Annotated in this window: 16 protein-coding genes; 9 read left to right on the top strand and 7 right to left on the bottom strand. The window is 71.9% G+C overall.

Translation table 11 applies throughout. The features are described 5' to 3' along the window. The first annotated feature begins 36 nt into the window (after positions 1 to 36). Positions 37 to 1,368, top strand: a complete 1,332-nt coding sequence (locus tag ABTY15_RS22850) for a ricin-type beta-trefoil lectin domain protein (protein WP_502893567.1) — start codon at positions 37 to 39, stop codon at positions 1,366 to 1,368. Positions 1,369 to 1,441: 73 nt separating this feature from the next. Here ABTY15_RS22850 and ABTY15_RS22845 read toward each other — a convergent pair whose 3' ends face one another. The 4 genes from ABTY15_RS22845 to ABTY15_RS22830 all read right to left on the bottom strand — a co-directional run bounded on the left by ABTY15_RS22845 (position 1,442) and on the right by ABTY15_RS22830 (position 10,311). Beyond that, positions 1,442 to 3,841 (bottom strand): ricin-type beta-trefoil lectin domain protein, encoded by a 2,400-nt coding sequence (locus ABTY15_RS22845; protein WP_350597114.1) that lies wholly within the window; start codon positions 3,839 to 3,841, stop codon positions 1,442 to 1,444. A 459-nt stretch (positions 3,842 to 4,300) separates the two neighbouring features. After that, on the bottom strand, positions 4,301 to 6,988 hold the full coding sequence (gene rph, locus ABTY15_RS22840; protein ID WP_350597112.1) for a rifamycin-inactivating phosphotransferase: 2,688 nt from the start codon (positions 6,986 to 6,988) through the stop codon (positions 4,301 to 4,303). Positions 6,989 to 7,347: 359 nt separating this feature from the next. Continuing rightward, complete coding sequence (locus ABTY15_RS22835) at positions 7,348 to 7,896, bottom strand: thioredoxin family protein (protein ID WP_350597109.1); 549 nt, start codon at positions 7,894 to 7,896, stop codon at positions 7,348 to 7,350. A gap of 159 nt (positions 7,897 to 8,055) precedes the next feature. Next, positions 8,056 to 10,311 carry an MMPL family transporter gene (locus ABTY15_RS22830; RefSeq protein WP_350597104.1) on the bottom strand — a complete coding sequence of 752 codons (2,256 nt, stop codon included), beginning with the start codon at positions 10,309 to 10,311 and terminating at the stop codon, positions 8,056 to 8,058. Between the two features lie 141 nt (positions 10,312 to 10,452). On the opposite strand from ABTY15_RS22830, the gene ABTY15_RS22825 reads away from it, so the two are divergent. Then, the gene (locus ABTY15_RS22825; RefSeq protein WP_350597101.1) at positions 10,453 to 11,127 is read left to right on the top strand and encodes a TetR/AcrR family transcriptional regulator; all 675 of its coding nucleotides are present in this window, start codon (positions 10,453 to 10,455) and stop codon (positions 11,125 to 11,127) included. 45 nt (positions 11,128 to 11,172) lie between these two features. On the opposite strand, the gene ABTY15_RS22820 is transcribed toward ABTY15_RS22825, so the two are convergent. After that, the gene (locus ABTY15_RS22820; RefSeq protein ID WP_350597097.1) at positions 11,173 to 13,710 is read right to left on the bottom strand and encodes a pectinesterase family protein; all 2,538 of its coding nucleotides are present in this window, start codon (positions 13,708 to 13,710) and stop codon (positions 11,173 to 11,175) included. A 204-nt stretch (positions 13,711 to 13,914) separates the two neighbouring features. On the opposite strand from ABTY15_RS22820, the gene ABTY15_RS22815 reads away from it, so the two are divergent. The 6 genes from ABTY15_RS22815 to ABTY15_RS22790 all read left to right on the top strand — a co-directional run bounded on the left by ABTY15_RS22815 (position 13,915) and on the right by ABTY15_RS22790 (position 19,994). Beyond that, entirely contained in the window at positions 13,915 to 14,475 is a 561-nt protein-coding gene (locus ABTY15_RS22815) for an RNA polymerase sigma factor (RefSeq protein ID WP_350597094.1), read from the top strand. A 23-nt stretch (positions 14,476 to 14,498) separates the two neighbouring features. Next, positions 14,499 to 15,323 (top strand): zf-HC2 domain-containing protein, encoded by an 825-nt coding sequence (locus ABTY15_RS22810; RefSeq protein WP_350597263.1) that lies wholly within the window; start codon positions 14,499 to 14,501, stop codon positions 15,321 to 15,323. 77 nt (positions 15,324 to 15,400) lie between these two features. Continuing rightward, positions 15,401 to 16,210: an ABC transporter ATP-binding protein gene (locus ABTY15_RS22805; protein WP_350597090.1), complete on the top strand. Its 810-nt coding sequence runs from the start codon at positions 15,401 to 15,403 to the stop codon at positions 16,208 to 16,210. Then, a complete protein-coding gene (locus ABTY15_RS22800) occupies positions 16,207 to 17,607 on the top strand; it encodes an ABC transporter permease (RefSeq protein ID WP_350597087.1) in 1,401 nt (466 codons plus the stop codon). Before ABTY15_RS22805 ends, ABTY15_RS22800 begins: the two co-directional genes overlap by 4 nt. Then, positions 17,604 to 18,176 carry a hypothetical protein gene (locus tag ABTY15_RS22795; protein ID WP_350597083.1) on the top strand — a complete coding sequence of 191 codons (573 nt, stop codon included), beginning with the start codon at positions 17,604 to 17,606 and terminating at the stop codon, positions 18,174 to 18,176. The genes ABTY15_RS22800 and ABTY15_RS22795 overlap by 4 nt, the downstream gene beginning before the upstream one ends. 159 nt (positions 18,177 to 18,335) lie before the next feature. Continuing rightward, positions 18,336 to 19,994, top strand: a complete 1,659-nt coding sequence (locus tag ABTY15_RS22790; protein ID WP_350597080.1) for a beta-1,3-glucanase family protein — start codon at positions 18,336 to 18,338, stop codon at positions 19,992 to 19,994. Positions 19,995 to 20,024: 30 nt separating this feature from the next. Here the strand turns inward: ABTY15_RS22790 and ABTY15_RS22785 are convergent, their stop codons facing one another. Both ABTY15_RS22785 and ABTY15_RS22780 read right to left on the bottom strand, forming a co-directional pair. Beyond that, a complete protein-coding gene (locus ABTY15_RS22785) occupies positions 20,025 to 20,759 on the bottom strand; it encodes a DUF899 domain-containing protein (protein ID WP_350597076.1) in 735 nt (244 codons plus the stop codon). A 221-nt stretch (positions 20,760 to 20,980) separates the two neighbouring features. Next, the gene (locus ABTY15_RS22780; protein ID WP_350597071.1) at positions 20,981 to 23,545 is read right to left on the bottom strand and encodes an RICIN domain-containing protein; all 2,565 of its coding nucleotides are present in this window, start codon (positions 23,543 to 23,545) and stop codon (positions 20,981 to 20,983) included. A gap of 321 nt (positions 23,546 to 23,866) precedes the next feature. Between ABTY15_RS22780 and ABTY15_RS22775 the strand changes: the two genes are divergently transcribed. Beyond that, positions 23,867 to 24,316: DeoR family transcriptional regulator (locus tag ABTY15_RS22775; protein ID WP_350597066.1), on the top strand; the 450-nt coding region annotated here is incomplete at its 3' end.

The following is a 24,316-nucleotide window of genomic DNA, read 5'->3' as shown; positions in this document are numbered from 1 at the left end:
AAACGCAGTTCCTTATTCACGCGTGCGCTGGCCCCGATGGTCGTCGTCGTGGCTGCGATCAGCATGGCGCTGAGCACCGGCCTCAGCGCGACCGCCGCCCCGGTCACGACCGCCGCTCCGGTCGCGGCCACCGCGCCGGTCACCGCCGCCGCGACCAGCGGCGGCTGCGGCACGGCGCCGTCGCTGGCGAGCGGCACCCACACGATCACCAGCGGCGGCCAGAACCGCAGCTACATCCTGCGGGTCCCCGCCAACTACGACCAGAACCGTCCCTACCGGTTGATCTTCGGATTCCACTGGCGGGGCGGCACCGCCAACGACGTCGACTCCGGCGGCACCGACGGGTACAACTGGTCCTACTACGGGCTCAGGCGACTGGCGGACGCCGACAACAACGGCACCGTCTTCGTCGCACCGCAGGGCTTCGACAACGGCTGGGCCAACTCCAACGGCCAGGACGTCACCTTCGTCGACGACATGACCAGGCAGCTCGAAGCCGGCCTGTGCGTCGACACGACGCAGCTCTTCGCCGCCGGTTTCAGCTACGGCGGCGGGATGAGCTACGCGCTCGCCTGCACCCGGGCGACGGTCTTCCGCGGGGTCGCGGTCTACTCCGGGGCGAACCTCAGCGGTTGCAGCGGCGGTACGCAGCCGATCGCCTACCTGGGGCTGCACGGCCTCCGCGACAACGTCCTGCCCATCTCCTCGGGGAGGCAACTTCGTGACCAGTTCGTCAGGAACAACGGCTGCACCCCGCAGAACCCGCCCGAGCCGGCCTCCGGCAGCCTGACGCACGTCGTCACCACCTACTCCGGGTGCAAGTCCGGGTATCCGGTCGTCTGGGCCGCGTTCGACGGAGCGGGCCACGACCCCGGTCCGATCGACGGGTGCACCTGCGACGGCTGGCGCACCTGGACGTCCGGCGAAGTGTGGAAGTTCTTCAGCCAGTTCGGCTCCAGCACCCCCAACCCCCCGCGCACCGGCCAGGAGATCGTGGGCCAGGCGTCGGGCCGTTGCCTCGACGTCCCGGGCTCCTCCACGAGCAACGGCACCCAGGCCCAACTGTGGGACTGTCACGGCGGCACCAACCAGCGGTGGACCTACACGGCGAGCAAGCAGCTGATGGTCTACGGCAACAAGTGCCTGGACGCCTCGGCCAAGGGGACCGGCAACGGCACCGCCGTCGTGATCTGGGACTGCAACGGGCAGACCAACCAGCAGTGGAACATCAACTCCGACGGCACCGTCACCGGAGTGCAGTCGGGCCTGTGCGTCGACGCCACCGGCACGGGCACGGCGAACGGGACGAGGATCCAGCTGTGGGGCTGCTCGGGCGCGGGCAACCAGCAGTGGAGTCTGCGTAGCTGACCAGGGCTCCGGGGCCGCCCGCCATCGCGGGACCGGCCCCGGAGCACCCGACGGACTTCGCCCGAGGGCCTCGTCAGGAGAGGTACCACTGCTGGTTGGACTGGCCGTTGCAGGCCCACAGTTGGGCCAGCGCGCCGTTGCTGGTGGAGACACCGGTCACGTCCAGGCAGAGACCGGACTGGACTCCGGTGACGGTGCCGTTGGAGTTGAAGGTCCACTGCTGGTTGGTCTGGCCGTTGCACGGCCAGACGGCGACCTTGGTGCCGTTGGTGGTGCCCTTCGCGTAGGCGTCCAGGCAGAGCTGGTTCGAGCCGCTGTAGACCGTCAGCTGGCCGCTCGCGGTACGGGTGAAGGTCTGGTTGCCCGCACCGTCGCAGGCCCAGATCTGGGTCTGGGTGCCGGGGGTGGTCGACGCGTTCGGTACGTCCAGGCACTTGCCCGCGCCCACGGCGTGCACTGCTCCGGTGGTGCCGCTGCCGCTCGTCACGCCCGCCTGGGCGATCACCTGCTGCGCTCCGGACGGCCAGTTGGTGCCGCTGACCTGGACGTTTCCGGTGAGGACGTTGTTGTGCGGAGCGCCGGTGGCGACCTGGGTGGCGCCGCCGTTGTACCAGTTGTCGGAGAAGGTGCTGTCGTTGGTGTTGTTGTTGCCGCTCGCGTTGGTGAAGGCCCACACGCCCGAGTCCTGGATCACGTTGTTGCTCAGGGTCTCGGAGCGGGAGCCCTCGTCGAGGTAGAGGCCGACGGTGTTCCTGTTGTCGTAGACGTAGTTGTGGTCGATGCTGGTGCCGGGGTCGGCGGACAGGGTGTAGATGCTGCCGCCGTCGTGGAACACCTTCTTGGTGCCGTGCACCTTGTTGTAGCTGATGACGGTGTTCTTCAGGGTCGTCGCCGTGGTGTGGACGGGCTGGTAGTCGTAGAGGCCGCGGTTGCGGTAGTCCTGGCTGCCGCCGACGTCGTTGGCTCCCCAGCCCCAGCCGACGTCGATGCCGTCGTAGGCGAGGTTCGAGACCTCGTTGTGGGTGATGACGGCGTGGGTGACGTAGGTCGAGAGGATCCCGGCCATGTCCTTGTAGTCCTTGGCGACGTCGCTGATCCGGTTGTCCTGGATGGTGATGTTCTGGTTCGTCATCGCGGTGTCGGCCGGGTGGTGGGCGTCGGGCTGCACGCCGCCGACCACGATGCCCGCCCCGGAGTCGTCGGTGAACGTGTTGCCCGAGACCGTGATGTCCGAGGCTCCCAGGCCGACGCCCGAGGAGTGGGCGTTGGCGTCGTTGCCGATGCCGAGGCCCACCTGCCCCAGGTGGGAGAAGGAGTTCCCGGAGAGGGTGATGGAGGAGGCCGCCGAGACCTGCACGGCCGCCGGCACCTGGTGCCAGCTGTTGCGGGCGGCCTCGAACAGCCGGCACCCCGACTGGCAGGAGGTCATGAAGTCCGAGGGCTGGGTGAAGGTGCTCGCCAGGAACGCCCCGCTCTGCTGGTCGGCGTAGCCGACATCGGTGCTGGGCTGAAGCCAGGTGGTGTGGTTGAAGGCGATGCCCTGGACGGTGATGTCGTGCGCGGGGTTGGTGTAGCTGCCGCCGATCTGCAACAGGGAGGTCAGCCGGGGCAGTTCGATGTCGTGGGCCGTGGCCTGCCAGCCCGCAGGGGCCTTGTAGTACAGCTGGCCCGCCTGCGGGTCCAGGTACCACTGTCCGGTGGACTTCAGGAACGCGTAGGAGTTCTCCAGCTGAAGCGACCCGCCGGCGAAGGGCTTGGCCAGGGTGTCGTACCCCCAGTTGTTGTTGTTCCAGGCCGGCTGCTGCATGGTGATGGTGGTCCCGCTGACGGACTGCACCGGGGCGAAGCGGTCGGTGAAGGAGTTCTGGCTCTCCAGCTCGATCCGGTTCTGCTGCGGCAGCGTGGCCAGGTAGTTCAGCGCCGAGTTGACGATGGTCATCCCGGTGGCGGTGATGTTCACGTCGTTGCGCGAGATCGCGATCGCCGCCCGCGGCGCGAGCATCCCGTCGACGTAGAGCTGCCGCGAGTCGACACCGGTCGGGACGGGCGCCGCGTAGATGTTGTTCGCGGAGTCCTTCAGGGTCCAGCCCGTCACCTGCTGCCCACCCGACAGCACCGGGCTCGCACCCGGGGCGGCCTGCCAGATCACCCGGTGGCCGTTGCCGCCCGAGTCCGCGCTGCCGAGCGTGAGCGGCGCGGTCAGCCGGTAGGTTCCGCCCGCGAGCTGCACCACGACGTCACCGGTCATGCTCCCGTTGACGGCCTCCACGGAGGTCTTCGCCTGGGTCAGGGAGCAGGGGGCCGAGGAGGAACACGCGGTACCGCTGCCGGTCGGCGAGACGTACAGCGTGGTCATCGTCGCCGCCTGCGAGACCACGGCGGGCGCGGCCACGACGCCGGCGGCGACCAGCGCCGCGACGAGGGCCCCGCGGGTGAGGCTGAACGCCGGGAGTCCGCGTTGGGTGGGTTTCATGGAATCGTTCTCTCCTCGCATGGTGGTGGGCAGGGCGGGTGCGGCTGGAACACCGCCCTCTCATGGCGCCGTCCCCGGACGGTGCCGGCCGGGGACGGGTTTCCCTCCTTGGCGTAGGGGTGCGGGTTCGGCACGGCGACTGCGGGCCGGTGGCGGGGCCCCGCTGTCGCCGAGGTCCGTCATTGGTACGACACTCTGGGCGCGATGGATCAGTCTCATGTGCGGAGCAATGACCGCTCGGATGCTGCCCGGGCGGTTCACCGGAGGGCGCGGCGACGGTGCGGGTTCACGCAGGCAGCGGTCGGCCGCGCGGCTCCCTGCATTGTGAGCGCTCACAATGTAGGGAGAGGCATCATCGGTGCGCACTGCATGCCGCCTGGGACACCCGCGGCGGCGAAATGAGACTGACACATATGTCGGCTGCACTTCAAGAGATGTGCAACGCAAGCAAGCGGTCGTCTACTGTTCGGTGCTGTCCTGGCCGGAAGCCGCGGACGGGTCTTCCCGGTCCGGTCGCAGGATCGCGACGTAGCCGTCGGTTCCGTGCACTCGGATCCGCTGCCCGTCCAGGATCAGCCGGGTGGCCTGGTCCACGCCCACGACGGCCGGCAGGCCGTACTCCCGCGCGATCACCGCGCCATGGGTCATCAAGCCGCCCACCTCCGTCACCAGGCCCGCGACGGCGACGAACAGCGGTGACCAGCTGGGGTCCGTGTGGGCGGTGACCAGGATGTCGCCCGCTTCGAGATCGGCCTGCGCCATGTCGAGGATGACGCGAGCCCTTCCTTCGACGGTCCCGGCGGAGACCGGTAGGCCGATCAGGGCGCCGGCCGGCACGTCGTCGCGCCGGTACGTGCCGGCGACGGCCTCGCCGTCCGAGGTGAGCACCCGGGGCGGCGTGAGCGCCTCGTACGACCGGAACGCCTCCTTGCGCCCCTGGATGAGCCGGCCGTCCACCTGCTCGGTGCGCACGACGTCGTGGAACTCCTGGAACGTGAGGTAGAAGACGTCCTCCGGCTCGCGGAGCACGTCGGCCCGTACGAGGCGCTCGGCCTCCTCCAGCAGGGACTGCTTGTAGACGGAGTAGCGGCTGACGATGTTGTACTTCGGGTACTCCCGGTACCCGATGAAGGTCCGGACCCGGTCGATCATCCGTTTGGTCTCGTCGGCTTTCTGCTCCCCGTCCGGCAGGGCCCGCAAGCGTGACAGCACGTCCCGTTCCTTCCGCTGCGCCTCCTGCCGCCCGTGCTCGAAGCGCTGCTCGGCTGCGCCCGGCGCGAAGAGCCTGACGTTGTCGAGGATCGCGGGCACGAGCGTGCGGGGGCGCTCGCGCCAACGCGGCCTCGTGATGTCGATCTCGCCGACGCAGCGCATGCCGTACCGGTCGAGGTAGTCCTCGACAGCGTCGCGCGCCTGGGCTCCGCCCGCGAGCTTCGCCAGCTCGTCCAGGAATCCCTCGTCCTGGACGCCCCGGTCCTGGACGCCCCGGTCCTGAACGCCCTGGAGGAACGCCACCACCTCCGGATGCGGGCGGATCGCGTCGGCGACGTCGAGCAGCGCCAGTCCCATTTCCGACGTGACGTTGCCGGGGGCGGACAGCGTGAGTGTGTCGGCCGCGCTCTTCTCACCCAGCCACTCCCGCAGCCTGTCGTTGAGCCACCAGGTGGCCTCCATCCCCGCCATGATCGCCTGAATGTTCAGCGGATCACTGAGGAGTCGCTTGTGCTCCTCGAAGGCGCCCAGCAGGAAGTCGAACAGCGCCGGCCCGGTCTTCGTCCGGATGTCGCGCCGCAGGGCGGCGAGGGACGCCTGGCTGCGCGCGATCAGCTCGGTGACGATCGCCGGATCGGTCTCGATCGGAGCGGACGCGCCGCCGGCCGGTGGCCGCCCGTGCCCTGCCGGACCCGCGTCCGGGAGCGTCGGAACGAAGTCGCCGCGGTCGAGGACGGTCTCCAGTGCGTCCCTGACCAGCGGATCACCTCTCCCCACGAGGTCCAGCAGGCCGGCGCGGCTCGCGGGCGAGGCCAGGCGCCCGGTGACGTCGACGAACAACCTTCCGCCGGCCTCGTGCATCGGCACCATCGCCGTCAGCTGCCACATCGACAGCCCCAGGGGCTTCATCGGGTCGGTCATCATCTGCTGATGGCCGACGGAGACGTAGACGTGATTCTCCTGGTCGCCGGCCTGGGGGATGGGGAACAGCGTGGTGATCGGCCGGCTCTGGACGATCCGGAAGCCGTCGTCGACCAGGCACCATTCGATGTCCTGCGGGTGGCCGAGGTGTGCCTCGATCCGTCGCCCGAGCTGCACCAGCCGCACCACCTGAGCATCGGTCAGCGCCGGCTGCTCCTGCCGCCGCAGGTCGACCGCCACCTCCTGCGTACCGCCGGCCGGCAGGGCGTGAACGGCGCGCAGTTTGGTGGCGATCGCCCTGGCGATCACTTCGCCGTTGCGCACCTTGAAGACGTCCGGGTTCACCAGACCGGAGACCAGGGCCTCGCCGAGGCCGAGGCCGGCATCCACGGCGGCGACCTCCCGGTTGCCCGTGACGGGGTCGGCCGTGAACAGGATGCCGGCCGCATGAGGGAAGACCATCCGCTGCACGACCACGGCCATCCGGACCGTGCGGTGGTCGATGCGGTTGCGCTGGCGGTAGGTCACGGCTCGCTCGGTGAACAGCGAGGCCCAGCACCGGCTGACGTGCCGGAGGATCGCCGCCGGCCCCACGACGTTCAGGTACGTGTCCTGCTGGCCGGCGAAGGAAGCCGTCGGCAGGTCCTCCGCCGTCGCGCTGGACCGGACGGCGCAGGCGGCCTGCTCGCCGAGCCGGGCGAGCGCGTCGGTGACCGCTGCCGCGAGATCGCCCGGGATGGCGGTCTCCTCGATGGTCCGGCGGATCTCCGCGCTGAGCGCGCGGACCGCCTCCCGGTCGTCCGGGTCCAGGCGGGACAGCCGATCGAGCTGATCGTCGATCGACAGCGCCTCCACCGTGATCCGCCGGAAGGCGTCCGTCGTCACGCAGAAGCCGGCCGGCATGCGGATGCCTTCGATCCGGGACAGCTCGCCCAGGTGCGCGCCCTTGCCGCCGACGATCGCGACCTGCGTCCGGTCGACCTCCTGAAGATCGCGAATGTACTGCTCCGTCATCGCGACACCTCCGAGGCCGTCGTGTCCCGGGGCACCGCACCGGCCGATCGCATCGCCGGCCCCACCATTCGTCCGGCGTCACCGCGTCCCCAGTGCGTCGACACCAACACTCGCACGTCGTGCCCTCATTTCCGCAGGTCGTGGCCTCGGCCAATGATTCTGCGCCGTGACCGGGGTCTTGCCGCAAGCCCCCCGGTGCGCTATACGTTGAGAGTGGCAAGGAGAGACGGATCTCCTTGCCTTTGCCTTTTGCCGTCCGCTGGAACCGACGAGCTTCTCGCGGAGCGGCGGCGCGCCGCTCACGGCGACACGTGTCGCCGGCCCGGGCGACTGTCCATCGGAACCGTACGGTGAGGTGGCTACCGTCGAGCCCACTTGATGGAGCAGCCCATGCTCGCCCGGTGTGGCTCCGGCACGGGCTCGCCCGCCAGGACCAGGGTGATGGCGTGCCGCAGCAGCCCACCGGTGACCGGCTGCCGGTTGCCGGGGGTGGATTCGTCCATCGCGCCGCGGTAGGCCAGCTCCCGCCGGGCGTCGTACAGGAAGAAGTCCGGTGTGCAGGCCGCGTGGTACGCCCGGCCGACGGACTGGTCGACGTCGACGAGGTACGGGAAGGTCCAGCCCGTCCGTGCGACCTGGGCGCGCAGCCCGTCGGCGTCGTCGGTGGGCGCGACGGCCGGGCTGTTGCTACAGATCCCGACGACCGCCAGGTCCGGGAACTCGCCGACCAGCCGGCCGAAGACCTGCTCGACATGTCTCACGAAGGGGCAGTGGTTGCACAGGAAGGCCACCAGCAGGGCCGGTGCGGCGGCGAAGTCGTCCCGGGCCACGGCCTGGCCGTCGATCGCGGGCAGTGCGAAATCGGGCGCGGGCGTCCCGAGCGGAACCATGGTGGAGACGGCAGCCATCGGGCTCACTCCCTCGGACCGGCCCTCGGCGGCCGGTGCGCATGCCTCCATGATCCCGCTGCGGGGCCGCCGGTCGCCAGCGTCGCCCGGACCGGGGCGGCGGGTTCCGTAGCAGCGGACCGCGGGCGCCCCCACGACGCCCGCGGTCCGTTGTGACGACTAGCCGACCATCGCCGGGGAGCGGGGCGCCTCGGTGGCGGCCGCCGGCTGGTAGAACTCGGTGTGTCCTTCGACGTGGAGGTGCGGCAGGCGGCGGTCCAGCCAGGTGGGCAGCCACCAGTTGCCGCGGCCGAGCAGGTGCATCACGGCCGGTACCAGCAGCAGTCGGACCAGCGTGGCGTCGATCAGGATGGCCGACCCCATGCCGACGCCGATGACCTTGATCGGCAGGTCGGGCGACGGGACGAAGGCCGCGAACACGGCGACCATGATGGCCGCCGCCGCGGTGATCACCCGCGCGGTGCCCGCCAGTCCGCTGACGATGGACTCCGCGTTGTCGTTGGTGCGCAGCCAGGCCTCACGCATCCGACTCACCAGGAAGACCTCGTAGTCCATCGAGAGGCCGAACAGGACGGCGAAGGTCAGCACCGGGACGAAGGCCGGCAGCGGGGTGGGGCTGTCGATGCCGATCAATCGGCCGGCGGTGCCGCCTTCGAGGACGAGGGCGACCACGCCGTACGCGGCGCCGACGGAGAGCAGGTTCATCACGGCGGCCTTGAGGGCGACGGCGAGGCTGCGGAAGGCCACCAGGAGCAGGAGCATCGACACCGTGACCACGCCGCCGACCAGCAGCGGGATGCGGCGGGCGATGTTGTCGGTGCTGTCGATCGCGCTGGCGGTCGCGCCGCCGACGTGCACCCGGACGCCGGGGCCGACCGCGGCCGGGATGACGTGATCGCGGAGGTCGCGGACCAGGGTCTTGGTGGCGCTGGACTGCGGGCCGCTATCCGGGACGACGGTGAGCAGCAGCGAGCGGCCGTCGGGGCCGGGCACCGGAGGGGTCACGGCCGTGACGCCGGGCACCGCCTTCAGCGCGGCGGGCAGCGAGGCTGTCGCGTCGGCGGGGGTGCCCGGCGCCAACTCGGCGACCAGGACCAGCGGTCCGTTGCTGCCCGGTCCGAAGCCGGCGGCCACTGTGTCGTAGGCCAGCCGGTTCGAGCGCCCGGCGGGGTCGTTGCCCGCGTCGGGGAAGCCGAAGCGCACGCCGAGGAACGGCGCCGCGAGTGCCAGCAGGACGACGACCCCGGTGACGGCGCCGAGGACGCGGTGACGCTCGACGAGCCTGCTCCAGCGCAGCCAGCCGGCGCCCACCGAGTTCTCGCCCCGGGCGGCGCGGCGCTGGGGCAGGGGCAGCCGGAGGCGCTCGATGTGTCGGCCGAGGTAGCCGAGCAGGGCGGGGAAGAGCGTGGCGGACGCGGCGATCACGACGAGCACGGAGAGGATCGCCGAGACCGCGGCGCCGCGCATGAACGACAGGCCCATCGCGAACAGCCCGAGCATGCTGACCACCACGGTCATTCCGGCGACCACGACCGCGCGGCCCGCGGTGTCCAGCGCGGCGACCGTGGCGGCCTCGGGTTCGAGCCCCTCGGCGCGCCACTCGCGGAACCGGGTGACCAGCAGCAGCGCGTAGTCGATGCCGACGCCGATGCCCAGCATGGCGGCGAGCGAGGTCGACCAGTCCGGGACCGGCATGACCGCGGCGAGGACCGGCAGCAGGGCGCTGCTGACCGCGAGCCCGCCGAGCGCGGTGAGCATCGGCAGGCCGGCGGCCACGACCGAGCCGAAGGTGATCACCAGGATCACGGCGGCGGCCGCGATGCCGATGCCCTCCGAGCCGATCGCGCCCAGCTCGGCCTGCTGGACCGTCATGCCGCCGAGGTGGACGCGCACGCCGCCGTCGACGGGGCGGGCGAGGTCGAGCAGCCGCTGGGTGTCCGCCTTCGGCATGTCGGGGGCGACGGCGACGTCCAGGTGGATCTGCCCGAGGGCGGTGCGGCCGTCGGCCGACACCTTGCCGCGCGGGCCGTACGGGTCGTCGATGCCGCGGACGTGCGGCACCTCGGCCATCCGGGCGAGCAAGTCCTTGACCCGGTCGCGGGTGGCGGCGTCGGTCACGCTGCCGTCGGAGGTCAGCACCAGGCTGATCGATTCACCGCCCAGCCCGGGGAAGTCCCGTGCCAGCAGCTGCTGGGCCTGCTTGGAGTCCGAGCCGGGCGCGCTGTAGTCGGCGCTGTACTTGGCGCCGAGGCCGGCCGAGAGGCCGAAGGCCGCGGCGGCGGCGAGCAGCCAGAGCAGCACCGTGCGGCCCCGGTTCCGGAAGCTCCAACCGGCTATTCGGCCGAGCGGGCCGGGCCTGTGCGGCCCGCTCTCCCCGGCGGCTGTCCGCCGATCCTCGCGCAGTCCCTGGGACATGTGGTCCTCCGTACGTCGTCAGGGGCTCCGTCCCCCGGCAAAGCGTTACGCTTCATAACGCGTCTTATGAAGCGTAACGTTTGCCTCGACGGGTACGGATTGTCAACGCGGTGACTGACGCAGCGAGCCGATGGAGATGCGATGACGGGTGGGTCGACCGATGAGAGCGGGGGGCGGAGCCGCCGTGAGCGGCTGCGCGCCGACACCGTGGAGGAGATCAAGCACGCGGCCCTGGGCCTGATCGTCGAGCGCGGCGCCGCGAACCTCCGCTTCACCGACATCGCCCGCAGCATGGGGATGACCCCGCCCGCGCTGTACCGCTACTTCGCCGACCGGGACGAGCTGCTCACCGCCCTGGTCGCCGACTCGTACGACAGCCTGTCGGACGCGTTGACGGCGACCCGCGGGACCGTGCCGCGGGACGACCTGGACGGACGCTTCATGGCGACCTGCACCGGCTACCGCACCTGGGCGCAGCGGAATCCGGAGCGCTTCGCCCTCATCTTCGGTTCCCCCGTGCCCGGGTACGCGGCCCCACCGGACGGACCGACCGTGGTGGCCGGCCGGCGGGCCATGGAGCACATGCTCGAACTCGTCGCCGACACGGCCGAGCGCGGCCGGCTCGGCAGCCCGCTGGTGCCGGACGCGGCGGAAGCCCTGATGCTGGCCTGGGCCACCGTGCACGGCTTCGTCACCCTCGAGGCGCACGGCCACTTCCACGCGCTCGACCAGGACGCGCGGGACCGCCTCTTCGCAGTCCAGGCGGGCGTCGCCGCGCGCACCGCGGGCCTGTCGCCGGCCGTGGACCAGTGGTGATCAGGGCCCGCGCGGCCGACGGCCACGGCCGGCCCGGCATCCGGGTCAGAGTGCGGGGAACGCGGGGAAGGCGCAGGAGGGTGCGGTGCCCGAGCCGGAACCCCGGATGACGGTGACCCCGGGGCCGCTCGGGGTCAGGTTGCTGCCCGTGACGGTGATCCTGGCGTGGGCCGAGGTGGCGGCGGTGACGTCCAGGTTGACGCGCCTGAGGGTCAGTTCGAGCGGGTGGGCGTCGTCCAGGCCGACCAGGGTGGACCTGGCGCCGCTCGGCGAGTGGAGGGCGGTGACGCCGTCCACGACGATGCCGGTGAACCACGGGGTGTTCGACCCACTGCCCGAGGAGTAGTGGGTGTCGAGGACCAGCGGCGAACGGACGGCGTCCAGGCAGGTGTTCAGGTAGCCGATGTCACTCACCTTGCCGCCGTTGGCCGGGGAGCTCTTGATCCGGATGCCGGTGCTGGAGCCGCTGGCGTTGCCGAGCGCGTCGGTGCCCGTGAGGGTGTTGTCGCGGAAGAGCACGTTGCTCACGCCGCTGGTGGTCTCGCTGCCGATCGAGATGCCGTGGGTGCCGTAGAAGTGGTTGCCGACGACGGTGATGTTGCGGCTGGGCCTGCTGCCGCCCTTGATGGCGATGCCGTCGTCGCCGTCCATGATGAAGGAGTCGGTGATGGTGACGTTGGTGGCGCCCGCCGGGTCGATGCCGTCGGTGTTGCGGGCGGTGGCCGGGGTCTTGATCCGGACGCCCCAGGCGGTGAAGCCGTTGCCGCCGTTGTAGACCACGTGGAAGTTGGCCGAGTTGAGCAGGTCGACGTGGTAGAGCGTGAAGTTGTCGGAGTTGTCGGCCTGGATCAGCCTGGGGTTGTTCTGGTTGGATCCGGCCTTCTGGGCGTCGGTCGCGAGCTGCCACCAGCTGGTGCCGGTCCCCAGGATGCTCTGGTCGCCCCGGCCGTCGATCCGGCCCTGGCTGCCGTCGGCCGCGCGGACCGCCTCGATGCCGGCGTTGGCCCCGGCGACGCTGATCAGCGGTCGGCAGCCGCCGCTCGACGAGGAGAGGGTGCCGCAGGCCGGCTTGGCGGAGAGCTGGTAGTCGGCCGGGTTGCGGGATCCGAACAGGGTGACGCCGCTGTCCAGCACCAGCACCTCGCCTTGGTGCACCGTCAACGGACCGGACAGGAAGGAGTTGTGCGTGCCGTCCGAGGTGTGGAGGCGGACCGCGACCGTGCCGCTGCCGCTCTGGGCGCAGCCGTCCAGCGCCTGCTGGATCCGCGAGGTGTCCGGCGGGGTGGTCTCGGCGGTCGGGTCGGCCGTGCGGTGGGGCATCGACAGCTTCGCCGGGACGTCGGCGCAGGTGGTGGCGGGCAGTACGGGCTCGGTGACGTGCCGGGTGTCGCCGGTCGCCATACCGGCCGGCACCGGACCGGGGGATCCGGAGCCCGACCCGGAGCCCGACCCTGATCCGGAGCCCGCCCCTGATCCGGAGCCGCCGGAGGGAGCCTGGCCGACCGGGTTCCAGCCGTCGCTGCCCGCCAGGTAGGCGCGGGCGGTGAACTCGGCCGCCTGCGCCGGGCTCAGCTGGGGGCTGTCGGCGCCGGTTCCGGCACCCGGGCCGGTGTTGGCGTACGAGTCCAGGCGTGCGGAGCGCCAGGCGTGACCGTCCATGTCGCTCCACGGCGTGGACGCCCTGACCGCGGCCGGCAGCTCGGTGTTGCGGACCACCACCTGGGCGAAGGAGGAGGCCGTCGGATGCCAGGGCCGGCCGAGGAAGTAGGTGCCCTCCTCGGCGGTGGAGCGCACGGTGCTGTCGGTGATCAGCAGACCGTACCTGTGCGAGGCCTCGGTGTTGGCGGCGGTGAGGGTGCCGTTGACCCCGCCGGCCTGTGCGCCGTCGTCCTCCGCCTCGATGACGGCGTGGTCGAGCACGGCGGTGGCGTTGCCGAAGACGATGTCCACGTCGCCGCGGACGTAGTCGTCGACGAAGTACTGGCGGGTCTGCGCGGTGGCGGACGGGGACCAGGTGAGCAGGGTGTCCTGGTGGCCGAGGATGCGGTCGTTGCGGAAGACCTGCCGGTCGCCCTCGGCCGCCAGGGCCACGGCCTGGGTGCCGGACTGCCCGTGCGCGGTGGCGGCAGAGCGGTCGAAGGTGTTCTCCACCGTCAGGTTCTCGACCGTCAGCCCGGTGGCCGCGAAGGTGGCGGTGGCGCTGGCCTCGGTGCCGAGGGGGCCGCCGCCGGGCCCGGCCGTCCGCGCCGAGTTCCCGTAGCTGATGACGACGTCCTCAGGGTGGCCGGTGGCGCCGGTGATGGTCAGGTCGTTCTTTCCCGCCGGTACCTTCACCACCTCGCGGTAGGTGCCCTTGCCGATCCGGATCCGGTCGCCGGGGTGCGCGGCGTCGACGGCGGCCTGCACCGTGCGGTAGCGGGTGCTGCCGTCGGCGGCCACGGTGAGCGTGCGGGCCTTCGGCGTCAGCGCGGCCTGGGCGGCCAGCGGCACCGCGGCGCCCACGACCGCGAGCACCGTGGCGGCGACCAGCGTGCGGCGGACGTTCCGGCGGCGGCGATGGGAGGGGTGGTTCTCGTCCGGCAACGGCGTCTTCCTTCCTGGGGCGGGAGCTGCGGGAGGCAGACCCGTTCGCTTCCCAGTTGCCGCCGCCCGGCGGAAGGTTGCCGCGCTCCGGTGAGGACATTCCCGACCGCGGCGGCGGGCGGATCGCAAACCTGAGCGCGTGAAGCTGTGACGCAGGTCACGGCCGATGCAGAACCTGCGCGCGGAATCGGGCGTCTGGCTGGTGTGAGATCACGCAGGAGAGCACTGGACGAGCTGGACGAGGAACGCCTTCTCCGGCTGGTGGCCAGAGGTGACCGCGGGGCGTTCGACGAGTTGTACCGGCGTACGTCGCCGTGGCTGGCGGTGCGGCTGCGCCGCCGCTGCGCGGACGAGCAGATCGTCGCCGAGGTCATGCAGGAGACCTATCTGGCGGTGTGGCGCGCGGCCGGCGCGTTCGCCGGGAGCGCGGTCGGCGGGACGGCCGTCGGATGGCTGTGGACGATCGCGGCGCGCCGCCTCGTCGACGCGTTCCGGCGCCGGGCCCACCACGCCGAACCGCCGGTCGCCGCCGCCGAGCGGGCGGTCGTGCCCGCGGCGGAGGAGGAGGCACTCGCCGGGACCGTCGGCGGTGACGTCGGGGACGCCCTGCGGCGACTGGCGCCGGAACTCCGGGAGGTCTTGCAGGCCACGGTGCTCGACGGGCTCTCCGTCCGGGAGACCGCCGTCCTGCTCAGGCTGCCCGAGGGCACGGTCAAGACCCGCGCCCGCCGGGCCCGGATCGCGATGCGGGAGGCGCTGGCATGAGCGAGCGAAGCGAGGGGGGCCGGATGAGCGGGGAACACGCGTCGATGCGGTTGATCGACGACTACGCACGCGGTGACACGACGATCGCGGCGGACACGGTGTGGGCGCTGGAGGCCCATCTGGAGACGTGCGCGCCGTGCCGGGGCCGCCTGGCGGCCTCCGTGGCCACCGAGGCGCCGGACGTCGCCGCACTCCTCGGCACCGTGCGGGCCGCTCTGGAGCCGCAGCTGGACGCGGCCGTCAGGGCGCCCCGGCGGCGTCGTCCGCGGTGGGTCTCGACCTGGCTGACGCCGGCCGTGGCCCCGTGGCTGGCCATGACCGTCCTCGTCACGCTGACGGCGCTGCTGCTGGACGCGATCGCGTCGCCGACCTTCTTCGGCGGCGCCTCTCCGGTGCTGCCGATCGCGCCCGTGCTGCCGCTGTGCGGTGTCGCCGCATCGTGGTCGCGCGGCCTGGACCCGGCGCACGAACTGACCGCCTCGACCGCCCGGTTCGGCCTGCCGCTGCTCCTCAGGCGCACCACGGCGGTACTCCTGGTGGTCCTGCCCGGGCTCGTGACGTGGGGTTGGCTGACCGGGACGATGACGGCCGCGCAGTGGCTGCTGCCCTCCCTGGCCTTCACCTCCACCGCCCTGGCGCTCGGCAGCGTGATCGGCGTGACCCGTGCGGCCGCCGGGCTGGCAGCCGCGTGGGGCGTCGTCGTCGTGGTGCCCGCGTGGGCCACCGGCCACGTCCCCCTCGCCCTGCGACTCCTCCTCCAGCACGACCGGTTGCCCGGGTGGGGGCTGGTCCTCGCGCTCGGGGCCGCAGCCGTGATCGCCCGCAGGAACGCGTACTCGACGCTGTGAAGCCTCCATCGACCCTCGAACGGGAACGCGCACCCGACGCCGTGAAGCATCCATCGACCCTCGAAAGGGACCACCGCATGACACCCGCCATGAGCGCGGCCGACACCGCGCCGAAGACCTACGCCTGGGAGATCCGGGCCGAGGGCCTGAGAGTGCGCGCCGGACGGAAGAAGATGGCCGTCGACGGGCTGGACCTCTCCCTGGGCATCGGCGCCCACGGCCTCCTCGGGCCCAACGGAGCCGGGAAGACCACCCTGATCCGGGCGCTGGCGACCGTGCTGCGCCCCGCCGGGGGCGAACTGGAGCTGCTCGGCACCGCCATGGGCGGGTTGGGCGACCACCGGGCGCTGCGTCGCCGGATCGGCTACCTGCCGCAGGACTTCGGCTACTACAAGCGCTTCACGGTGCGTGAGTTCGTCGAGTACATGGCCTGGTTGAAGGAGGTCCCGAAGGCGGACGTCCCGGCCGCCGTCCAGCGGGCGGTGGAACGGGTGGGCCTGGCGGACCGCGCCGACCACCGGATGAGGACCCTCTCCGGCGGCATGGTGCGGCGGGCCGGCATCGCCCAGGCCATCGTCAACGACCCCGCGGTGCTGCTGCTGGACGAGCCGACGGCCGGCCTGGACCCGGCGCAGCGGCTGCGGTTCCGCGAACTGTTGCAGGAACTGGGCCGCGACACCTGTGTGGTCGTCTCCACCCACCTGGTCGAGGACGTCGCGGCCGCCTGCTCCGACGTCGTGCTCTTCGCCGACGGCCGTCTCGTCTTCCAGGGCACGCCGGACGCCCTGGCCGCGGCGGGCGGCCCCGAGCACCCGGGCGACAGCCCCTTGGAGCGCGGCTACTCGGCGATGCTCCGCACCTCTGGGCAGCGGGGAGGCACCTGGTGAGCACGCGTGTCCTGCGGACCGAGCTGAAGCGCTCCGTCGCCCCGTGGGCCGGCGCCGTCGTCCTGGGCGGCAGTCTGGCGGTCTTCTTCCTGATCGACGGCATCTGGTGGCGGGGCACCGCCGGGTGGACGGCCCAGTGGACCGCCATGGCCATGTGGACCCGTTACCTGCTGGCGTTCTGGTGGCCGCTCGTGGTGGGCATGGGGGCGGTGTACGGGCTGCGCGAGTCCCGCTCCGGGACGGCCGAACTGCTGGCGACCACTCCGCTGCCGGCCTGGCGCCGGGCGGCGGTGCCCGCCGGTGCGATGGCGCTCGTGCTGGCGGTGGCCTTCGGTCTCCTCGTCCTCGTGGGCGGAGTCCAGGTGGCCCTCGGCGCCACCACCTACACGTCCCTCGGTTGGCTGCCGATCTCGCTGGTGGCGGCGCTGGCCCTGGTCGCGGGAGCCGTGTTCGGCATGGGTGTCGCACGGGCCCTGCCCTCCGTGTTCACCCCGCCGGCCCTGGTGGTGCTCGTCCTCCTGCTGACGGGCCTGCTGATGAACAAGGGCAGTGACGAGGTGCTGCCGTCGAGCAGCGCGCCGAACCGGCTCGCGCAGCTGTCCCCGGCGATCGCGGAGCCGCGGGAGATGCTGCTGACCCTGTCCGGCTCCGTGCACCTCGGTCAGACGCTCTGGCTGCTCGGCCTGCTCGGCACCGGCTTCGCCCTGCTCGCGGCGGTGACCCGCCGGGCCCGGCTGCTCGCGGTGGTCCCCGTCCTGGTCGGCGCTGCCCTGGCCCTGTCGGTCCTGCCGGGCGATCCGCGCGACACCTATGTCGTCGACCGGGCCGCCGCTGCCCTGGTCTGTGACGGGCCGGTGTGCGTGACGCAGGCGAACCGCGCACGCCTGCCCGAGCTCGCGCTGCGCAGCAAGGAGGCACTGAGCGTGCTGCACGACGCCCTGGGCGACACGGCGCCGAACTCGGTGCGGGAGGACACCTTGCTGCGCGCGCTCGGCGACGACCGCGAGCTGTCCGGCGACGTGGTGCTGGTCGACTTCGACGAACGGCTGTTCGTCGATGCGGCGGGCGAGAAACTGACCCGCGCGCTGATCGCCCAGGGCCTGGCACCGAACTGCCGCCCGTACAACGACCGGGAGGGCGGAGGACACGCCGACGTCGTCGTCGAGAGCATCGCCGTGAGCTGGGCCCTCCATGACCCCCGGCTCCGGCCGCTGGAGGCGAACGGCCCCGAAGCGTACTTGCGCGCGATCTGGGCGGACGCCGACGCCGCCTGGCAGAAGCTGCTGGCGCTGTCACCGGCCGAGCAGCGCGCACGGATCGCCGAGGTGCGCGCCGCAGCACTCTCCTGCACCGGGTTCAGCCGGCTTCCGGTGCTGACCGGGGAGGCGTCGCGATGAGATGGCTGACCCTGTACGCCCGTTCACGGCAGGTGCCCGCCTCGGCCACCGCGGTCGCGCTCGTGGCGTTGGCGGCATGGGCCTTCAACCAGGACGGTCCGGGCCCGGTGAGCCTGGGGACGGCCGTCCTGGTCCTCACCGCGAACGTGGTGGCCGCCTCGGTCGGGCTCGGCGGGCGGGACGCCGCGCTGGAGCGGACGGCCGCGATCCGCTGGGTGCCCCGCCGGGCGGCGCACGTGCTGCTGATCGGCGCGTTCGCCGGCGCGGCGCTGCTGACGGTCCAGGCGGTGGGGGCGCGGCTCGCCCCCGGCGAAGTCGTCGTCCGGGACAGCGCGGGCCTGGTCGGCCTGGCCGCGCTCGGGGCCGCGCTGTGGGGCGCACAGTCGGCATGGACCCTGCCGACCGGCTGGCTCGCGTTCACCCTCCTCGCCCCGGTTCCGGGCGGCACCGTGGGAGAGGTGCTCGACTGGATGACCTTTCCTCCCGGCACGGCGGCGTCCACCGGGACGGCGTGGGCCCTGCTGGTGACCGGTACCGCGGTGTACGCGGTGGCAGGACCGAGGCGGTAACGGGCCGCTCGCAGCGGGCTCGGCCTTCAAGAAATCAACTGATGCAGGCTTAAGGAGCGTTTACGGTTACAGGTGTTGACGTGTCCAGGCCGGAAGGGGAGGGTGAGGACGGCGGCGCAGTCCGCGCCGCCGACCACCCCCACCGCCTCCGGAGCCCCCGTGATCTCTCGCCGGACCATGCTCGGTGCCTCTGTCGCGGCCCTGACCGCGCCCGCACTGTTCGCGCTGTCGCAGACCGCGGACGGCAGCACCACCCCGCAGCGGCTCGACGTCGACCTGGTCAACACCGTGTCGTCCCAACCGGTTTACGCCTACGTCCTCGGCCTCGACCCGGCCCAGGGCAACAGCTGGGCCTTCCTGCGCTCCGACGGCAGCACGCTCTACCATCCGCCCTCCCCGGCCGCCCCGGGCGCGCCGCTCGGCGCCGACTGCGCCATCGCGCTGGGCGCGCCCGGCGGCACCCCGCGGCGGATCCGACTGCCGTACCTCTCCAGCGGGCGGATCTACTTCTCCGTCGGCCGCGAGCTGACCTTCCTGATCAACCCGGGCCCGGGCATCGCGCTGCCCTCGGTGAGCAACCCGAGTGACCCCAACATCGGCACCTCCTTCGGCTTCTGCGAATTCACCTACGGGCCGGACCAGTTGTACGCCAACATCAGCTACGTCGACTTCGCCGCCGTCCCCATCGCGTTCGACCTGAGCGCCGGCGGCGGGCGGCAGAGCGTCAGCGGACTCCCCGTCGGCGGCCTGGAGTCCGTCGCGAACGCGCTGCGCACGCAGGCCGCTGCCGACGGCGGCGACTGGGCCCGGCTGATCGTTCCGGACTCCGCCGGCCGGACCCTGCGCATCCTCAGCCCCAACACGGCGATCAGTGCCGAACCGTCGCTGTTCAAGGGCTATCTCGACAACTACCTCGCCGCCGTGTGGCAGAAGTACCAGAGCACCGACCTGGTGGTCGACACCCAGGCCGGTTGGGGCACCGTCACCGGCCGGGTCGTCAACGGCGTGCTCACCTTCCCCGGCGTCGGAGGCTTCGCCAAGCCCTCCACCGCCGCGGTCTTCAACTGCAGCTCGGCGCCGTTCACCACCGGCAACGACCTGATGGGCAACCTGAGCGCGCGGCTGGCCGCCGCGCTCAACCGCACCACCCTGCTGGACGATCCGCACCAGCCGGACGGCGAGAACCCGGCCGCCTTCTACACCGCCGCGCGCACCAACCACTACGCCCGCATCCTGCACGCGACCAACCCCGACCACCTCGGCTACGCGTTCCCGTACGACGACGTCCATCCGGCCGGCGTGGACTTCGAGGGCAAGGTGCAGTCGGCGAGCCCGACCCTGCTGTCCGTCACCGTCGGCGGCACCCACGGCCCGGCCGGCCCCGGGCCGTCGCCGCAACCCGGTGGCGGGACGAGCGCGTTCGGCACCATCCAGGCCGAGTCCTACAGCTCGCAGTCCGGGACCGCGACGGAGAACTGCGGCGACACCGGCGGCGGCCAGGACGTCGGCTGGATCGCGAACGGCGACTGGCTCTGCTACCAGGGCGTGGACTTCGGCAGCTCCGGTGCCACCCGGTTCGAGGCCCGGGTCGCCTCCGGCGCCGCGCCCGGGATCAGCGGGCTGGTCCAGGTGCGGCTGGACAGCCCGACCGCCGCGCCGGTCGGCAGCTTCGCCGTCGCCGACACCGGCGGCTGGCAGACCTGGCGGACGGTCCCCGCCGACATCGCCCGGACCACCGGCACGCACACCGTGTACCTCACCTTCGCCAGCGGGCAGCCCGCCGACTTCGTCAACCTCAACTGGTTCACCTTCGGCTAGAGCGTGTCCTAGGCCGTCGCGTTCGGATCATCAGGTTCTCGTGTACTCGTCGTGGCGGCGCAGCCAGTGGGTCTCCTCGCCCTCCTCGTGCCGGCCCATCGGGGTTCGGTCGAGGAGGCCGTAGTAGGCCATGGCGGGTTCGAGGCCGCGCGCGGTGGTGACGTACGTCCGGTGGACGGTGCCGTTCGAGAGGGCGTAGGCGCTCAGCCCGGGGCCCTCGGTGACGTACCCGGGCACGTCGGTGCCGCAGGCCTCCGCCATCTGCCGGACGGTCGGCGGGATGTCACCGTCGAGGAACGGCCGGAGCTCCTCTTCGGTGTACTGGAAGCCGAGGTCGCGATGGAAGTCGCTGCCGGCGGTGGAGACCCAGTCGAAGGTCCAGCCCATCCGCTCCCGGTAGGCGAGGAGCTTGTCGATCGGCGCCCGCGAGGAGCAGATCAGCGTCACGTCCCGGGCCTTCAGGTGGATCGCGTTGGGGTTGAGGGTGTCCGCGATGGAGGAGCAGACCGGGCATCCGGCCTGGTACGGCGGGCCGAACATGAAGTGGTAGACGAGCAGCTGCGAGCGCCCGTCGAAGAGGTCCGCGAGTGCCTTGGTCCCGCCCTCGGTCTCGAAGCCGTAGTCCTTCTCGACCGGCACCCAGGGCAGCTCCCGCCGCTTCCGCGCGAGCTCGTCACTTCGTCGGGTGAGTTTCTTCTCCTCGGCGAGCAGCTCCGCGCGGGCCGCCGCGAATTCCTCCTGCGTGCCGATCCTGTGCTGGGGCATGGCCTTTCCCTCCGGTAGGGGAGCAGAACACCGCGTCGCGGCGTGCGGTCACCCGCAGTGGCAGCCGGCAGTGCCTGCCACCGGCCACCCGTCCGGCCACACATCCACCGTACGCGCGCGGCGGCGGGCCCTCGCGGGCAAGCCGAAACGCCTGAGGCCCGCACGCCTGAGGCCCGCACGCGGGGCGGTGCGGGCCTCAGGGGCGTGGCAGGGGCGGGCGGTCAGCCGACGGTGAGGGTCAGGTCGTCGCAGGTGGAGGTGGCCGATGCGGACGGCAGGTAGCAGAAGACCGTGGCCGAGGTGTTGGTGGTGCCGGTGGTGAAGGTGTCGGACACCGGCGTCCAGCCGGTGGCCGCGCTGTGGGTGGTGACCTGCGCGGCGCCGTGGTTCTTCACCCCGACGCTGGTGGAGCTGCCGGAGTCGGCGCGGACCCAGCCGGAGAAGGTGTAGGTGGTGTTCGGCGTCAGCCCGGTGACGGTGTACTCCATGGTCGCGTAGTCACCGGCCCCCGACGTCAGCCGGAGGTCGTGGGTGGGGCTGTGGGCAGTGGTGTCGGTGACGACGGCGGCGTTGTGCACGGTCCAACCCGACAGGTCGCCGGATTCGAGGTCCCCGGTCGGGATGAGGTTGGCCGTGCCGGTCGGGAAGGTGAGCGTCTGGGCGTTCACCGGGTGGGTGTCCCCGGCGGTGCCGGGGTTGGACCAGTCGCGCTGGGGCGCGGTGCCGGCGCCGCCGGGGTTCAGGCTGAGCGCCTGGCCGCTGTAGCGGTTGACCAGCCGGTAGCCGCCGGCCGGCAGGGCGGTGTCGTTGACCGCTTGCAGGAACCACTGCCGGCCGACGCCGGTGCCCGTGCCCAGGCCGAGCGGGGCGCCCCAGGCCCGCCCGGCGTCGACGGTGTCGTCGACGCCGATGTTCTGGCCCGAGGCGGCGTTGGCGATGGTGAAGAACCCGTCGCCGGTGGCGGTGAACGTCCAACTCTGCGCTGCGGAGCTGCTGTTGGTGGCCGTGGTGGTCAGCGTGGCGCCGGACTGGGCCAGGGACAGGCCGTCACCGGCGGCGATCCGGTATGCGGTGCCGGGGCCGACCGGCGGGGTGGGCAGGTTGTCGGGCGCGGTGTCGATGGTGGTGGTGACCCACTCGGTGCCGCCGGTCGACGTGCAGCTGTACATGCAGTAGTTGCGGAAGGTCTTGCCCACCAGGTAGTTGGCGGTCTTGCTGGTCCCGTCCAGGAGCGACCGGTACCAGGCTCCGCCGCTGGGGTTGCTGACCGTGCCGATGTCGACCCACTGCTGTGTGGCGAGGTCGGAGGTCGCGTACACGTGCAGCGGGGAGGAGGTGGTGGGGTTCTCGGGCCGGGCCATGCTGATGTACTTGCCGAGGTAGGCGTCGTAGGCGACGTCCAGCCAGGCCAGCGGCGGGGCGCTCGGCAGTCGGCCGGCGGCCAGCTGCTGTGCCGTGGTGCCGGTGTTGGCGGGGTCGTAGACGTCGTCCAGGTACCCGGGGCTGGTCCCGTCGGAGGGGACCAGGTCGGCCTCCTTGCCGCCGGTGCCGGGCTCCGTCCAGGTGCCGCCGTGCCACTTCTTCCACGTGGACGGCGCCATCTTGCCGGAGATCGGCGCCCGCGCGACGTGTCCGAGGTCGACCCGGCCGCCACCGGACTGGTTCAGGATCTGCGTGTCGTAGTACAGGTAGAAGTAGCCGGAGGCGTGGTCCACGAAGAGCTTCGGGTCGCCGTCGCCGTAGTAGTAGGTCTGGTTCGGGAACTGGTCACGGCCGTCCCTGGTGGGGTCGTTGCAGGCGGCCAGCCGCAGCGTGGTGGAGCCGTCGACGCAGGTGGTGGTACCGCTCGAGGTGAGCCGGCCCTTGGTTCCGGTGGCCGGTGTGGTGAACGCCTGCGTCGCCGGGGCGGGGGAGGTCCCGCAGCCCTGGATCGTGAAGGTGCTGCCGGCTCCGGTGCCGGACGCGGTCAGGCACAGGTCCGAGGCCGGGTTGACCAGGGTGCCGCCGGTGGCGGTCCACTTCTGGTTCGCGTTGCCGGTGCAGCCGTACGTGCCGACCGTGGTGCCGGCCGCCGTGCCGCCGCCGGAGACGTCGAGGCACTTGCCGCCACTGCCGCCGCCCAGCCGGACGCTGCCGTCGGCGGCCATCGTCCACAGCTGGTCGTTCGCCCGCCAGGTGGTGAACGGCGAGGTGATGATGTGGTCCTTGATGGTCCAGGTGGCACCGTGGTCGGTGGATTGGGCGTAGTCGATCGAGTCGTAGTGCAGTCCGTCGCCGAAGGGCGAGGGGGTGAACTCGTTGTGGACGGCGCCGTACCAGTCGCCGGTGTCCGGGTCGACCCACACGCCGATCAGGTCGCAGTAGTTCCGCTCCGCGTACCCCGAGGTCGGGGAGCCCTTGGGGTCGTAGCTGGAGAGCTGTCCGGTCGGGCTGTTGTTGCAGCGGGCCGTGGTGTCGGCGTTGTCGGGGGCCGAGGCGATCGCGGCGCGGGTGACCCCGGTGTCGATGTCCTTCCCGGTCCAGAACTGCCAGGCGCGACCCTGGCTGCCCCCGTAGAGCGAGTGGGAGGACTGGAAGGAGAACTTCCCGTCGCTGTCGATGAAGGGGTACGCCGGTGTGTCGTCGGCGTAGGCGTAGGTACCGGTCGCGCCGGTGGTGATCGTGTACGTCGGCGTGGCCGCGGCGGCGGGTGACGCGCCCCCGGCGCCGACGGCGGTGGCCGCCAGTGCCAGCGGCACCAGGGTGGCGAGCGCGGCCCGGGCCCGCCGCGAGATTCGTGACAGCATGCGCATCCTCTGCGTGGGGTTCGAGGGAGCCTGACGGCCGACGCGGAGAGCTGCCGCCGCGTGGATGAGCGCGGCGGGGTGGAGGGTGAACTCCCGCGCCGGACCGTGGAATCGGGGCCGATTGACAGCGGTCCGTCCGATGCGCAGAAACCTAGGATCGGCAGGTGTCCCAGGCAACCCACCAGCGGCACATGATTGGCACATGAATCGCGCGATGATCCCGCGGTGATCTGTCGGACATCCCTTTGATCCATCTGTGATCGAATGATAGAACTTGATCTGAACGGATCGGCATGGATCAGCTGAACCAGCTGGACCGGCATGGATCGGCACGGATCGGCGTCGGACGCCAGGGGAGGGGAACACGTGGCCGTCTCGGCGGAGGTCCGGCGCGCGTGGATCACCCATGCGGTACGGGAACTCGGGACGGTCCGCGTCGCGGATCTGGCCCGGCACCTCGGAGTCCCCGCGGTGACCCTCCGCCGTGACATCGCTGCACTCGCCCGCGAAGGGCTGCTGCGCCGGTCGCACGGCACGGTCGCGCTTCCCCGGGAGGCCGGCCGGGACGCGTCCGGCAGCCGGACTGGGGTCCCTGCGGCCGAAGGCCGGGGGAGGGTGATCGGCATGCTCGTGCCGACCATCGGCTCCTACTTCGACGAGGTGATCGCCGGCGCGGGGGGGGCGCGCGGGGGGCGGCGCCCGGGGCCGGGGGGGGGGGAGGGACCCCGAGCGGGACCGGCGCCAAAGGGGGAAGGGGGGGGAGGGGGGGAG

This window comes from Kitasatospora sp. NPDC097643, assembly GCF_040302625.1.
Lineage (GTDB): Bacteria > Actinomycetota > Actinomycetes > Streptomycetales > Streptomycetaceae > Kitasatospora.
This window is presented reverse-complemented; position numbering and strand designations above follow the sequence as displayed.

Excerpts from the sequence above, each read along its gene's own strand:
- ABTY15_RS22850 (WP_502893567.1), top strand. The coding sequence starts at position 37 with ATGGTCGTCGTCGTGGCTGCGATCAGCATGGCGCTGAGCACCGGCCTC.
- ABTY15_RS22845 (WP_350597114.1), bottom strand. The coding sequence starts at position 3,841 with ATGAAACCCACCCAACGCGGACTCCCGGCGTTCAGCCTCACCCGCGGG.
- rph (WP_350597112.1), bottom strand. The coding sequence starts at position 6,988 with ATGACGGAGCAGTACATTCGCGATCTTCAGGAGGTCGACCGGACGCAG.
- ABTY15_RS22835 (WP_350597109.1), bottom strand. The coding sequence starts at position 7,896 with ATGGCTGCCGTCTCCACCATGGTTCCGCTCGGGACGCCCGCGCCCGAT.
- ABTY15_RS22830 (WP_350597104.1), bottom strand. The coding sequence starts at position 10,311 with ATGTCCCAGGGACTGCGCGAGGATCGGCGGACAGCCGCCGGGGAGAGC.
- ABTY15_RS22825 (WP_350597101.1), top strand. The coding sequence starts at position 10,453 with ATGACGGGTGGGTCGACCGATGAGAGCGGGGGGCGGAGCCGCCGTGAG.
- ABTY15_RS22810 (WP_350597263.1), top strand. The coding sequence starts at position 14,499 with ATGAGCGGGGAACACGCGTCGATGCGGTTGATCGACGACTACGCACGC.
- ABTY15_RS22805 (WP_350597090.1), top strand. The coding sequence starts at position 15,401 with ATGACACCCGCCATGAGCGCGGCCGACACCGCGCCGAAGACCTACGCC.
- ABTY15_RS22795 (WP_350597083.1), top strand. The coding sequence starts at position 17,604 with ATGAGATGGCTGACCCTGTACGCCCGTTCACGGCAGGTGCCCGCCTCG.
- ABTY15_RS22785 (WP_350597076.1), bottom strand. The coding sequence starts at position 20,759 with ATGCCCCAGCACAGGATCGGCACGCAGGAGGAATTCGCGGCGGCCCGC.
- ABTY15_RS22780 (WP_350597071.1), bottom strand. The coding sequence starts at position 23,545 with ATGCTGTCACGAATCTCGCGGCGGGCCCGGGCCGCGCTCGCCACCCTG.